The organism is Spirillospora sp. NPDC048911 (genome assembly GCF_043198015.1).
Taxonomy (GTDB): Bacteria; Actinomycetota; Actinomycetes; order Streptosporangiales; family Streptosporangiaceae; genus Spirillospora.
On sequence record NZ_JBICUD010000003.1, the window covers coordinates 582,746 to 595,777 of the forward strand.

The 13,032-nt window shown below is 72.8% G+C and carries 13 protein-coding genes; 8 read left to right on the top strand and 5 right to left on the bottom strand.

The genetic code is table 11. The features are described from left to right. Positions 1 to 75: 75 nt before the first annotated feature. Positions 76 to 840: a TetR/AcrR family transcriptional regulator gene (locus ACGFNU_RS16725; protein ID WP_392594380.1), complete on the top strand. Its 765-nt coding sequence runs from the start codon at positions 76 to 78 to the stop codon at positions 838 to 840. A gap of 58 nt (positions 841 to 898) precedes the next feature. Here ACGFNU_RS16725 and hrpB read toward each other — a convergent pair whose 3' ends face one another. Then, on the bottom strand, positions 899 to 3,454 hold the full coding sequence (gene hrpB / locus ACGFNU_RS16730; RefSeq protein ID WP_392594382.1) for an ATP-dependent helicase HrpB: 2,556 nt from the start codon (positions 3,452 to 3,454) through the stop codon (positions 899 to 901). Between the two features lie 204 nt (positions 3,455 to 3,658). Between hrpB and ACGFNU_RS16735 the strand changes: the two genes are divergently transcribed. Then, positions 3,659 to 4,423 carry a nuclease-related domain-containing protein gene (locus ACGFNU_RS16735; protein WP_392594384.1) on the top strand — a complete coding sequence of 255 codons (765 nt, stop codon included), beginning with the start codon at positions 3,659 to 3,661 and terminating at the stop codon, positions 4,421 to 4,423. A 33-nt stretch (positions 4,424 to 4,456) separates the two neighbouring features. On the opposite strand, the gene ACGFNU_RS16740 is transcribed toward ACGFNU_RS16735, so the two are convergent. Further along, complete coding sequence (locus ACGFNU_RS16740) at positions 4,457 to 4,900, bottom strand: hypothetical protein (protein ID WP_392594386.1); 444 nt, start codon at positions 4,898 to 4,900, stop codon at positions 4,457 to 4,459. Further along, positions 4,893 to 5,255: a hypothetical protein gene (locus ACGFNU_RS16745; protein ID WP_392594388.1), complete on the bottom strand. Its 363-nt coding sequence runs from the start codon at positions 5,253 to 5,255 to the stop codon at positions 4,893 to 4,895. The genes ACGFNU_RS16740 and ACGFNU_RS16745 overlap by 8 nt, the downstream gene beginning before the upstream one ends. Before the next feature lie 167 nt (positions 5,256 to 5,422). On the opposite strand from ACGFNU_RS16745, the gene ACGFNU_RS16750 reads away from it, so the two are divergent. Next, positions 5,423 to 6,133, top strand: coding sequence for a histidine phosphatase family protein (locus ACGFNU_RS16750; RefSeq protein ID WP_392594389.1), 711 nt, complete (start codon positions 5,423 to 5,425; stop codon positions 6,131 to 6,133). Here ACGFNU_RS16750 and ACGFNU_RS16755 read toward each other — a convergent pair. Both ACGFNU_RS16755 and ACGFNU_RS16760 read right to left on the bottom strand, forming a co-directional pair. After that, the gene (locus tag ACGFNU_RS16755; RefSeq protein ID WP_392594391.1) at positions 6,130 to 7,638 is read right to left on the bottom strand and encodes a GAF domain-containing protein; all 1,509 of its coding nucleotides are present in this window, start codon (positions 7,636 to 7,638) and stop codon (positions 6,130 to 6,132) included. The genes ACGFNU_RS16750 and ACGFNU_RS16755 overlap by 4 nt on opposite strands. Before the next feature lie 331 nt (positions 7,639 to 7,969). After that, positions 7,970 to 8,101: a hypothetical protein gene (locus ACGFNU_RS16760; RefSeq protein WP_392594393.1), complete on the bottom strand. Its 132-nt coding sequence runs from the start codon at positions 8,099 to 8,101 to the stop codon at positions 7,970 to 7,972. Positions 8,102 to 8,199: 98 nt separating this feature from the next. Between ACGFNU_RS16760 and ACGFNU_RS16765 the strand changes: the two genes are divergently transcribed. The 5 genes from ACGFNU_RS16765 to ACGFNU_RS16785 all read left to right on the top strand — a co-directional run bounded on the left by ACGFNU_RS16765 (position 8,200) and on the right by ACGFNU_RS16785 (position 13,025). Continuing rightward, on the top strand, positions 8,200 to 8,766 hold the full coding sequence (locus ACGFNU_RS16765) for a hypothetical protein (protein WP_392594395.1): 567 nt from the start codon (positions 8,200 to 8,202) through the stop codon (positions 8,764 to 8,766). Positions 8,767 to 8,790: 24 nt separating this feature from the next. Next, the gene (locus ACGFNU_RS16770) at positions 8,791 to 9,567 is read left to right on the top strand and encodes an SDR family NAD(P)-dependent oxidoreductase (RefSeq protein ID WP_392594397.1); all 777 of its coding nucleotides are present in this window, start codon (positions 8,791 to 8,793) and stop codon (positions 9,565 to 9,567) included. Continuing rightward, positions 9,548 to 10,609 (top strand): threonine aldolase family protein, encoded by a 1,062-nt coding sequence (locus ACGFNU_RS16775; protein ID WP_392594399.1) that lies wholly within the window; start codon positions 9,548 to 9,550, stop codon positions 10,607 to 10,609. The genes ACGFNU_RS16770 and ACGFNU_RS16775 overlap by 20 nt, the downstream gene beginning before the upstream one ends. Before the next feature lie 124 nt (positions 10,610 to 10,733). Then, complete coding sequence (locus ACGFNU_RS16780) at positions 10,734 to 11,927, top strand: beta-ketoacyl synthase N-terminal-like domain-containing protein (RefSeq protein WP_392594401.1); 1,194 nt, start codon at positions 10,734 to 10,736, stop codon at positions 11,925 to 11,927. 183 nt (positions 11,928 to 12,110) lie between these two features. Further along, positions 12,111 to 13,025 (top strand): oxygenase MpaB family protein, encoded by a 915-nt coding sequence (locus ACGFNU_RS16785; protein ID WP_392594403.1) that lies wholly within the window; start codon positions 12,111 to 12,113, stop codon positions 13,023 to 13,025. Positions 13,026 to 13,032: the final 7 nt, after the last annotated feature.

Sequence of the window (13,032 nt, forward strand, 5' to 3'; positions counted from 1 at the left end):
ATCCTCCAACCATGTACGTCGTACGGAATATAACGTACACCGTACAAAGTTTCGCGTGCGAAAGAATGGACGACCATGGAGTACAGCGGCACCGGAGACCCGAAGCGCAGCCTTGAGCTGCTGTGGGGCGTGCAGGAGCGTCCCCGGCGCGGTCCCAAGCCCAAGCTGACCGTCGAACGGATCGTCACGACCGCGATCGAGCTCGCCGACGCCGCCGACCTGGACGCCCTCTCGATGCGCCGCATCGCCGACGAACTCGGCGTGGCCGCCATGTCGATCTACACCTACGTGCCGTCCAAGGCCGAGCTGATCGACGTGATGATGGACCGCGTCCTCGGCGAGCTCGTCCCGCCCGACGACGTGCCCGGCGGCTGGCGCCCCAAGCTGGCGCACATCGCCCGCCAGAACTGGGACCTCTACCACCGGCACCCCTGGCTCCTGCAGATCTCCACCAGCCGCCCCCCGATGGGCCCCAACCTCATCGGCAAGTACGAGTACGAGCTCCGCGCCGTCGACGGCCTCGGCCTCACCGACGTGGAGATGGACTCGGTGATCTCCCTCGTCACCGGCCACGCCCAGAGCTCGGCCCGCGTCTCGGTGAACGCCGCGCAGGCCGAACGGCGCACCGGCATGACCGACGAGCAGTGGTGGGAGGCGACCGGCCCGGTGCTCGGCGAGGTCCTGGAGCCCGGCGCCTACCCGCTGGGCTCCCGGGTCGGCACCGCCGCCTCCATGGCCTATGGCGGCGCCATCGGCCCCGAGCACGCCTTCGAGTTCGGCCTGGACCGCATCCTCGACGGCATCGCCTCCCTGATAACCACCCGCACCACCTCCGAGTGACCACCACGCGTCCAGCCACCGACGCGCATCCTCACAACGTCACGCCCGACAGCGGTGGTTAGCGGCGGGGGTTGGGGCGGCGGGTGGCGGGTGCCTGGGCCGGGTCTTCCGGCCAGGGGTGGCGGGGGTAACGGCCGCGGAGTTCGGCGCGTACCGCCTTGTAGCCCTCCTGCCAGAACGAGGCCAGGTCGGCGGTGACCGCGGCGGGACGGCCCGCCGGGGAGAGCAGGTGGACGACGAGGGGCACCCGGCCGCCGGCCAGCGCGGGAGCGGCGGTCCAGCCGAAGAGCTCCTGCAGCTTGACGGCCAGGACGGGCCGCTCGCCCGAGTAGTCGACGCGGACCCGGGAGCCGGACGGCACCTCGATCCGTTCGGGCGCCATCTCGTCGAGCCGGGCCGCGCACTCCCAGGGCAGCAGGCCGCGGAGTGCGGCCGTGACGTCGATCTTCGCCAGGTCGGACCGGCGGCGGGCGCCGGCGGGCATCCAGTCCAGGGCGTGGTCAAGGAGCGCCGCGTCGTCCATTGCGGGCCATGGGTCGCCCAGGGCGTCGTGGCAGAACGCGAGGCGTTCGCGTAGAGCGGTCGCGGCGGGCGTCCAGGTCAGGAGGGAGAGCCCGGCGTCGCGGAGGCCCGCGGCGAGGGCTTCTTGTACGAGGCCGGGATCGGGGGCCGTCAGGGGGCGGGCGCTGAGCTCGATCGCGCCTAGCCGTTCGACCCGGCGGGCGACCACGTCGCCGTCCCGCCAGGCGATCTCGTCCGCTGTTCGGAGCAGGGGGGCGGCGGCGAGCCGCGCGACGTCCTCGTCGATCACGACCGCCTGCCGGACGCGGGCCGACGGCGCCCCGGCGGGACGGTCGGCGACGGCGACCGCGAGCCAGCCGGCGCGGGCCGCGGCGAGCGCCGAGCCGTCGGAGAGCAGGGTCGCGCCGGTGCCCGACGCCATGAGGTAGGCGCCGCCGGGGCGTGCCCGTGCCACCCGTTCGGGGAACGCGAGCGCGACGACCGTCCCGGCCGCCACGTCGTCGGTGAGGTGGGGGGCGCGACCGGAGCCGTCCGGGAGGGCCTGCTCCAGGCGGCGGACCTCGTCCCGCCAGCGGGCGGCGTGCGCGTCGGCGGGCGGGCCGCCGCGGCGGAGCGAACGCCAGGCCGCGGCGAGGTCGTCGCCCGTGCCGCGCGGCGGCGGCTCGGAGAGCAGCGCCACGATCTGCGCGGCGTTCCGGCGGCCGACCCGCGGCGCGCCGTCCAGCAGGGCACGGGCGAGCCGGGGATGGACGCCGACGCGCGCCAGCCGACGCCCGCGCTCGGTGGCCCGGCCGTCGTCCTCGACGGCGCCGATCGCCGTGAGGGTCGCGCGGGCCGCTTGCAGCGCCGCGTCCGGCGGCGGGTCGAGCAAGGCCAGGCCGCGCGCGTCGGGCTCGCCCCAGCAGGCGATCTGGAGGGCGAACGAGGTGAGGTCGGCCAGCTCGATCTCGGGCCGGGGCCGGCCGGGCAGCCGCTCGTGCTCGGCCTCGCTCCAGCACCGGTAGACGGCGCCGGGCGCTTCGCGTCCCGCCCGCCCGGCGCGCTGCTCGGCCGCGGCACGCGAGGCGCGGACCGTGGTCAGCGCGCCCAGCCCGCGAGCGTGGTCGGTGCGCGGCTCGCGGGCCAGGCCGGAGTCGACGACGATCCGCACGCCGGGCACGGTGAGGCTCGACTCGGCGACCGACGTCGCCAGCACGACCCGCCGCCGCTCCCCCGGCGCGAGCACCGCGTCCTGCGCCGCGGGCGGCGCCTGGCCGTGCACCTGGAGCACGTCGGCCGAGGCGAGGCCCGGCAACATCCCGGCGACCCTGGCGATCTCTCCGACGCCGGGGAGGAAGCACAGCACGTCGCCGTCGCGCTCGGCCAGCGCGCGGCGCACCAGGCCGGCGACGTGCGCCAGCAGCGCCGGATCGACCCGCATCCCGTGCGGGGGCGGCAACGTCCGTTCCGGCGGCGCCCAGACGGCCTCGACCGGATGGAGCGCCGCCTGCGTCTCGACGACCGGCGCGGGACCGCCGTCGCCCCTGTCGCCGCCGCCGAGCAGGCGCGACCACGGCGCGGTGTCCGCGGTCGCGGACGCGGCGACCAGCCGCAGGTCCGGCCGGAGCGCGGCACGGACGTCGAGCAGGAACGCGAGGGTCGTGTCGGCGTCGAGGTGCCGCTCATGGCACTCGTCCAGCATGACCGCCGACACGTCCGCGAGCTCGGGATCGTGCTGGAGCCGCTGGAGCAGCACGCCGGTCGTCACGACCTGCACCCGCGAGCCGGGCCGGTGCTCGCCGCGGACCGTGAAGCCGACCCTGTCGCCGACCCGCTCCCCCAGCAGCCACGCCATCCGGCGGGCGGCCGCACGCGCCGCCAGCCGCCGCGGCTCCACCACGATCACCTGCCCGCCGCCGCGCGGGGTCTCGTCGTCGAGCAGTCCGGCGAGGGCGAGGGGTACGAGCGTCGTCTTGCCCGTCCCGGGCGGCGCGGCCAGCACGGCCACGCCCCCCTCGGACAGCGCCGAACGGAGGGCGGGAACGGCATGGCGGACGGGCAGCCCGGAAAGGGCCTCCCGGCGGACGGTCTGCATCGGGCCAGTCTTCCGCATCGGTCAAATGCCGTGCCACCGAAACTGGTCCCGGACCTTGCGGTGATAGTTGCACCGCGCATTTCTATAAACGGCTGAGCTGCAATAACGCAACCGCTTTTCGTTTCCTTTACGCTCGACTTTCCTAACCAGGGTGGCCCTTCCCGCCAATCACCGGGTATGCCTCATAATCAGGGACGTAGCCGCAGGTACACGGAGGTTCGGATGATCGGCAGCTCAATCTATCTCAGGGATCGGACAGCGTTCACCGGTGGGTCTCCACAGGCCGTCTACGAAGAACTCTGGCAGCAGGGCCGGAAGGGCAGACTGCGTACCCGCGCAATTCTCTCCGGCGCCACTCTGATACTCTGCTCGCTGCTGGTCAACGCCGTTCTGGGCCTTGTGATGGCACTGCTGGTGGCGGCCGCCGACACCTACTTCCATTGGCGCGGATACAACGCCTGCCGTGTCTGGCGGCTGGGGCTGCGCGGCGACCAGCGGATGAACCGGCTGCTCCGCTTCACGCTCGAACGCCGCGGCCACCGCGTGCTGCACGCCCGCACCGTGCCCGGCCAGGCGGTCATCGACCAGTTGCTCGTCGGGCCCGGCGGGGTCTGGCTGATCCACAACGAGGCCTGGCATCCCGAGGCGGAGATCACCCAGCACGGCGGCAAGGTCTTCATCGACGGCCGCACGCAGTCGGCGCTGGTGCGGCAGCTCACCGGCGCCGCGGCGAGCGCCTCCCGGCTGCTGTCGGACCGGACGGGCCTGCGCGTCCAGGTGATGCCGCTGCTCGCCGTGCACGGCGGCCAGCTGACCAGGTCCCCGTTCACCGCCGACGGCATCGTCTTCGCCCGGCCGCTGCGGCTGCTGCGCTGGGCCAGGCGGCACCCGGACGCCGAGTTCACCGCCTCCGAGGTGGAGCTCATCGCGCAGGCGGCCGTCCACACCCTTCCGATCGGCGGCCGGACCATGTCGCCCGCGGCCTGATCCGGGGAATCGGCCGGCGCGGGCCGTCTCGGATCAGCTCGTTCCGGCGGGCGCGGAGCCGGCGCCCGCCGGACGGGTCCGGCGCAGCCAGTAGAGGCCGACGACCGGCAGCACCAGCGGGATGAAGCCGTAACCACGGCCGAAGCCCGACCACACCGTCGCGTCCGGGAAGGCGCCCGGGTCGGCCAGGCTCAGCGTGCCGACGATCAGCACGCCGGCCAGCTCGACCGACAGCGCGGCGAACGCGACGCGGCGGGACGTCCGGCCGCCGAGCGCGAGCGCCACGGTGGCCAGAATGTAGATGAGCGCCGCCAGCGCCGACAGCGTGTAGGCCAGCGGCGCCTCGGAGAACTTGGTCGCGATCTGCACCCCGGCCCGCGCCCCCGCCGCCAGTGCGAAGATCGCGTACACCGCGACCAGCAACCGCCCGGGCCCGCTCCGCGTCGCCGCGGCGTCCGGGGGGAGCGGCTCAGACATCGCCGCTCCAGATCTGGTTCATGCGGACGATCATCACGGCCACCGACAGGCAGGCGACGACGATGACGCCGGGGCCCCAGCGGGAACGCTCCAGCATCCCCCAGCCCGCGCCCGCGGCCGGGATGAGCAGGATGCCCAGCATGTAGCCGATGAACGTGGCCGAGTCACGCGGCCCCTCGTCGTCGGCGAGCTTGAGGAAGCCGAGCACCGCCTGGAGGACGAGCAGCACCTCGACGACGCCGAGCGCGATGAGGTGGCCCCAGTCCATCGGCCGGTCGCGCAGGGCCGTCACCAGGCTGTAGGCGGCGCCGAGCAACGAGACCACGATGATCGTGGTGGCCAGCCAGTTCGTCACGGCAAGAGAGTACTACGCCGTGTAGAGCTCACCGCCGGCAGCGCCGGCCGCAGCTCTGGCGGCGACTTCGGCGGCGCGGCACCGCGGCACCGCGGCGCACGGAACGGTGACCGGTTTCTCACCGGGCGGCCGGTAGTTTCGGCATCGAACGGGCACGACGTGGGATCATGAGGCGCGTGGACACGCTCGAGTGGCTCAACCTGACCAGACACGGAGAGAGCACCGGCAACCTCGCCTACCGCGCGGTGGAGGGCACCGACGCGGAGGAGCTGGGGCTTCGCGAACGCGACGCCGACATCCCGCTGACCGACACCGGGAGAGAGCAGGCGGCGCTGCTGGGCCGCTGGCTCACCGGGCTCCCCGAGGACGAACGTCCCACCGTTGCCGTGGCCTCCCCCTACGTCCGCGCGCTCGACACCGCGCGCATCGCCCTCGCGCAGGCCCCGTACGAGATCCCCCTTGAAGTCGACGAACGGCTCCGCGACCGGGAGCAGGGCGTCCTGGAGGGGCTCACCCCGCGCGGCATCGGGCTGCGGTTCCCCGAGGAGGCCCTGCGGATGCGGCGCCTCGGCAAGTTCTACCACCGGGCGCCGGGCGGCGAGTCGTGGGCCGATCTGGCGCTGCGGCTGCGGAGCTTCTACCGCGATCTCGGCGAGACCGCGTGCGGCGGTCGGCCGCTGGTCGTGACGCACGACGCGATCATCGTCATGACCCGGTATCTGGTGGAGCGGCTCTCGGAACGCGAGATCATGGAGATCGAGCGGGAGCCCGTCGCCAACTGCTCGGTCACCCGCTGGCAGGACGACGGCGGCACGCTGCGCCGCCGCACGTACAACGCCTGCGACCATCTCGTCCCCGTCGACGCCGGCAACGTCTAGGCGCCCTCGTCGAGGCGGGAGGCGACGGTGACGCGCCGCGGATCGCCGGGCGGGAGGAAGGTGTCGAGCCGTTCCAGCACCTCGATGTCACTGCGGCCGGGCTCGGCCTGCGCGTAGGCCCACAGCGGCTCGGCGCCGCCGCGGTCGAGCACCTGGCGGCGCAGGCGCGCGGCGAGCTCGTCCCGCTCGACGCGGATGGCCGGGGCGTCCGACCCGGGCAGGAGCTCACCGCGGTACAGGCGCACCGCCGACACGACGTCGCCCTCGTCCAGGAGCCGGCGGACGGCGAGGAAGTCGGCGTCGACCTCGCAGGCGAGCCGGTAGGGCTTGGCCCGGACGAGATCGCCCAGCTGGGCCCGCAGCCGGTGGATCTCGGCGCGGATGGTGACGGGGTTGCCCACGTCCCCGTACAGCTCCAGCGACAGCCGGCCGGCGTTCAGCCCGCGCGGATGCAGCGCCAGCAGCGCGATGATCTCGGCGCGGCGCAGCGACAGCGGCAGGCGGCGGCCGTCGAGCCGCGCGTGCGGCCGTTCGGTGCCGAGCAGCGAGAGCGTCAGCAGTGGCCGCGCCGCGGGGCGCGGCTCGCAGGCACCGCCGGACGGGACGCCGTCCGGGCCGGGCAGCCGGACGAGGAACAGCTCGCCGACGGGCTCGGCCACGGCCTGGCTCCCGTCGGGCAGCGTGAGGGCGAGGCCCGGCGCCGGGACGGGAAGGCGCAGCCCGTGCCAGCCGGCGGGCTCACCCGCCAGGACGCGTCCGGTCGGGGTCACGAGCATCCCCCGCTCGCCGCGCAGGGCCCGCAGGTGACGCATGCCGCGTTCGCGCAGCCGCTCGTCGCGCCTGCGCATCTCCATCTCCAGGTGTGCCTCGGCGAGCTGCGCCGCCGCGCCGACGAGCGCCAGCGTGGCCGGGTGGAGCGCCGCCACGGTCGCGCTCACGTCGATGCAGCCGATCATGGCGCCCGAGTCGGGGTCGGTGATCGGCGCGCCCGCGCACGACCATCCGTGCAGGACGCGGGCGACGTGCTCGGCGGAGTAGACGTACTCCGGGCGCCCGGAGGCCAGCGCCGTGCCGATGCCGTTGGTGCCGATGGACCCCTCCGACCAGCAGAAGCCCTCGGTCAGGCCGACCCGTTCGGCCTGGCGCCGGACCTCGCCGGGCCCCTCCGTCCACAGCGCGTGCCCCTCGCCGTCGGTGATGACCATGAGATGCGCGGTCTCGTCCGCGACCTGCCGCAGCAGCCCGCGGAGGATCGGCAGGTGCCGGTCGAGCGGGTGGGCGGCGCGGGCGTCGGCGATGACGTCGCGGTCGTACACCAGCGGCGCCGACGCGACCGCGGTGTCGACCCCCGCTCGCCACGACCGCCGCCACGACGCGGAGATCGACGGCCGGGCGCCGGCCGGATCGGCCGACTCGTGCGCCGCGCTGAGCGCGCGGAGGCGATCGGAGGCGTCCCGGCACGCGTGGGGGCGAGGTTGCGCCGGTGCGGTGGAGCCATGTCCCATCGACACTCCCGCGGGAAGGAGAACGTGGATCGAACCGAGCATCGCCTCATCCGGCAGGCGCCGCAACCGGTTCAGGGTAACGCGCCTACCTTGCCGTTAGCACATACGGTGAACGCCCGACTGCAACGTGCTTGCAACGTCCTTGTGACTAACGTGCGGCCTCACCCGGCCGGGGCAACCGGCCTCGAAGCCGGGACCGGCCGTGTCGGGCGCCCCCGGGGGGAGGCGCCCGGTGCGGTGGGTCTGGCCGCCTGCGGCCAGAGGCGCGAGAGGGATGGTCGTTGTTGTGTCTGACCTGTAATCGTGTACGCCCTGCGGAGAGCCGGGACGACTACACCACCGCCAGGGCGCGGCTGATCGTCGACCATGGGCTTTGCGTGTGCCCGGCGGCCGGCCACCGGCCCGGCGGCGCCGCCCGTTCACCCACGCCGGGTGAACCGGCCGCGTACGCGACGTAGTTCACTCCATGAACACCTGAATGAAATGCTCTGTTCACGCCCGATTCGCCTACAGTTTAGGTGGCGTCCCCCGCGTCAAGATCCCCCACTCCAGAGGAGCATCATGACCGTGTTCTCGGGTCCCGTCCGCCGCGTCGCCGCCGAGGCGGAGCGCCGGCTGCGCGAGGGCGCCGCCCTTCTCGCCCGGCTCGGCCAGGACACCCGGGAACGGCCGGCGGAGCTGGCGCGGCTGCAAGCCTACGACGATCGTATCCAGCGGCTGGAGGAGACGCTCAAGGAGCAGGACGCCGGCCTGCGCGGCCTGCGGACCGAGCTCGACTCCCTCGTCGTCCAGCTGAACGACCGGCTCCTGCCGCGCATCGACGAGCGCATGGACGACGCCGAACGCGACCTCACGGTGGTCGCGACCACCCTCGTGCGCGCCGGCAAGGACACCGCGGGCAACAGCAGCCGCCTGGAGCACGTCGAGCAGCGGGTCGCCGACCTGCGCGGCAAGCTGGCGCGGATGGAGCAGCGCTCCGGCCTGTGGCGCGAGCTCCAGGGCAACATGGCCAGGCTCGGCGACGACGTGGACGCGCTGCGCACGCGAATGGGCGGCCGTGCGGGCGAGCCCGTGAACGTCGCCGGACCGGAGCCGGTCGCCGACCCGATGGGCGAGCGCGTCCTCTGATCCCGGCCGGTGGAAGATGGGGGCATGACAGCATCTTCCAGCGCACAGCCGTCCGGGACTCCGGGCGGAGAGCGAGTGATCGTGGTGGCGGGCGCCGGCGGGGCCGCCGGGAATGCCGTCGTCCGCGCGCTGGCCGCGAGCGGGGCACGGGTCGTCGCCGCCGACCGGATACCGCGCGAGTGGGACGACGAACGGATCTCACCCGTCGTCGTGGACCTGCTCGACGCCGCCGCGACCCGGGCCTGGGCGGGCGCGGTCGTGGCCGAGCACGGCCGGGTCGACGGGCTGATCCACCTGGTGGGCGGCTGGCGCGGCGGCACGCCCTTCGCCGAGACCGACCTGGCCGACTGGGCGTTCCTGCACGACCTGCTCGTCCGCACCCTGCAGCACACCACGCTCGCCTTCCACGAGCACCTCGCGCGCAGCCCGTACGGGCGGGTCGCGATCGTGTCGCAGCACTCCGCGCAACGCCCCGCGCAGGACATGGCCGCCTACTCCACCGCCAAGGCCGCGGCCGAGGCGTGGATCCTGGCGCAAGCCGACGCCTTCGGGACGACCGCTGCCGCGTCCGCAGGCGCCGATGACGTGCCTGTGGGCACCGGTGACGCGCCCGTGGGGAACGCGGCCGCGACCATCCTGGTGGTCAAGGCACTGCTGACGGATGCGATGCTGAAGCAGAGTCCGGACGACTCCTTTCCCGGGTTCACGCATGTCGACGACCTGGCCCAGGCCATCGCGGACCTGTGGACCCGGCCCGCCGAACAGCTGAACGGAAGACGCCTTGACCTCTCCCACTCCTGAATCCCCCGGGCCCGCCGTCCGTACGTTCGCCAGCGACAACCGGTCGGGCATCCACCCCGAGGTCCTGGCCGCCATCGCCACCGCCAACGAGGGACACCAGACCGCCTACGGCGACGACGTGATGACCGCCCGGCTGCGCGAGGTGTTCAAGCGGCATTTCGGTGCGCGCACCGAGTCGTTCCCGGTGTTCAATGGGACGGGCGCCAACGTGGTCGGGCTGCAGGCCATGTCGGACCGGTGGAGCGCGGTGATCTGCGGCGGCTCGGCCCACATCAACACCGACGAGGGCGGCGCGCCCGAGAAGGTGGCCGGGCTCAAGCTGATCCCGGTGCCCGCCCCGGACGGCAAGCTGACGCCGGAGCTGGTCGACCGGTACGCGACGGGCTTCGGCGACCCGCAGCACGCGCAGCCCAAGGTCGTGTCCCTCACCCAGAGCACCGAGCTGGGCACCGTCTACACGGCGGAGGAGATCGCCGCCGTGTCCGCCGCGGCGCACGAGCGCGGCCTCCTCGTCCACATGGACGGCGCCCGCATCTCCAACGCCGCCGCCGCGCTCGGCGTGCCCATGCGGGCCATCACGACCGACGCGGGCGTGGACGTGCTGTCGTTCGGCGGCACCAAGAACGGGCTCATGCTCGGCGAGGCGATCGTCATCCTCAATCCGGACGCCGTGCGCGGCACGCTCTACCTGCGCAAGGCGGGCATGCAGCTGGCGTCGAAGATGCGATTCGTGTCGGCCCAGCTCGTCGCGCTGCTCGACGGCGACCTGTGGCTGCGCAACGCCGCGCACTCCAACGCCATGGCACGGGCGCTGGAAGCGGCCGTCCGCGATCTGCCGGGCGTACGGATCGTCCGGCCGGCCGAGGCGAACGCGGTGTTCGCGATCCTGCCCAAGGACGTCACCGAGCGCCTGCAGAAGCGTTTCCCGTTCTACACGTGGGACGCGCGGACGGGTGAGGTCCGGTGGGTCACCTCGTTCGACACGACCGAGGGCGACGTCCAGGCGTTCGCGGCCGCGCTGGCCGAGGAGCTCGCCGCCTGAGCGTCGCTCGGCGGCCCGGAGGTCCGGGGGCTGGGTCCGGGGGTCCGGCACCCCTGACCGAGCACTTGCTTGGTCGTCCGGCTATCGTGGTGTCGAACTGGATTCGGTACAGGAGGCGAGCCTGATGGCCAACCGCACCTTCGTCGTCGGCGTGGGCATGACCAAGTTCGAGAAGCCGGGCTCCCGCGACTGGGAGTACCCCGACATGGCCAAGGAGGCCGTCGGCAAGGCCCTGGCGGACGCGGGCATCGCCTACGACCGGGTCGAGCAGGCCTACGCCGGCTCGATGTACGGCGCGATGGGCCAGCGCGCCCTCTACGAGACGGGCATGACCGGCATCCCGGTGATGACCGTCGCCAACGCGTGCGCCACCGGTTCGAGCGCCCTCTTCCTCGCGCGGCAGTCGGTGCGCGGCGGGCTGGCCGACTGCGTGCTCGCCCTCGGCATGGAGAAGATGCAGAAGGGGTCGCTCGGCGCGGGCGTCGGCAAGTCGAAGGTGACCATCATCGACCACCACCTCAACTCGATGGTGGAGGGCCGTCCCTGGGAGATGGACAAGGCCCCGATGCCGCAGATGTTCGGCAACGCCGGGCGCGAGCACATGGAGAAGTACGGCTCGTCCGCCGACCATTTCGCCTGGATCGGGTGGAAGAACCACAAGCACTCGGTGAACAACCCGTACGCCCAGTTCCAGGACGAGTACTCGCTCGACGACGTCAAGAACGCGACGATGATCTTCGAGCCGCTGACCAAGTTGCAGTGCTCCCCCACCTCCGACGGCGCGGCGGCCGCGATCGTGGTGAGCGAGCGGTTCGTGGACGAGCACGACCTGTGGGACCAGGCGGTCGAGATCGCCGGGCACCACATCGCGTCCGACACCGCCGACAGCTTCGCCGACCACTCCTCGATCCAGGTCGTCGGGTTCGGCTGCTCGCAGCGGGCCGCGAGCAAGGCGATGGACGAGGCCGGGATCGGGATCGACGACGTCGACGTCATCGAGCTGCACGACTGCTTCAGCGCCAACGAGCTCATCACCTACGAGGCGCTGGGCATGGCCGCCGTCGGCGAAGGCCACAAGCTGGTGGACGACGAGGCGACCACATACGGCGGCAAGTGGGTGGTCAACCCGTCCGGTGGGCTCATCTCCAAGGGGCACCCGCTGGGCGCGACCGGGCTCGCGCAGTGCGCCGAGCTGACCTGGCAGCTGCGCGGCAAGGCCGACAAGCGCCAGGTGACCGACGCCAAGGTCGCCCTCCAGCACAACATCGGCCTGGGCAGCGCTTGCGCCGTCGCCGTCTACACGAAGCCGACCGCCTGAGCCCTGGGACCTGAGCCCCGACGACCGGGAATTGATGCAGGTGTAAGCCGTCCCCTGAGCGAGGAGCAAGTCTCCTCGCCCAGGGGACGCGCATGTGGACGGCCTCCGGGCAAGACATGAGACAGATATTGACTTTCGTCTCACGATCTCTACGCTGATAAGTGAGGGATCACTGGAGGTGCGATGCCCGTCCCGCCCGACCGCCCGGCCGCTCCCACCTCCTCTCCCGCCACCGCACCGATCGGGCCCGGCTCGCTCCTCTGGCGGTACGCCGCCGATCTGCGTTCCCTGATGCCCGGCGCGGCGGCCGGGCTCATGCAGCTGCTGCACCCCGGGATCGGTGCGGGCGTCGCCGAGCACTCGGCCTTCTTCGACGCCCCGTTCGACCGCATCTACCGTTCCGTCCCGCGGATCTGGGCGACGATACTCGCGCCGGACGCCGGGACGCGCGGCCTCGGCATCCGCGACCTGCACCGCGGCATCGGCGGCAAGGACGAGCACGCGCGCCGCTACCACGCGCTGGAGCCGGAGACGTTCTGGTGGGCGCACGCCACGTTCACCTGGGAGATCTTCAAGGCCGCCGAGCTCTTCCACCCGAAGCGGCTGACCGCCGACGACCACGAACTGCTCTACGCCGAGACCGTCACCTGGTATGCGCGCTATGGCGTGAGCATGCGCCCGGTGCCGGCGGACTACGCGGCGTTCCAATCGAAGTTCTGGCGTATCTGCGCCAAGGAACTGGAGCTCACTCCAGCGGCCGCCCGTGCGCTCGACATCGCCAAGCACGGCTCCGACACCATCTCGCTCGTGCCCGCACGTGGCGCTGTCCTGGACAGAGCCAGCAAGCTCGTGGCAGAGAAACCACTGCGGCTCGTCACGTTCGGCTGCCTGCCGTCGATCGTGCGTGAACGGTTCGACATCGCGTGGAGCGCCACCGACCAGGTCCGCTTCGCCGCGATAGCGCTGGCCAACCGGCAGGGATACCGGATGATGCCCACGCGTCTCAACCACTGGACGCTGCGCAGCACCCTTCGCTACATCGGGTCACAGACACGCGAACACCGCTACCAACCCGAGCCCGACCAGCCCGCCGCCTGACCCACCC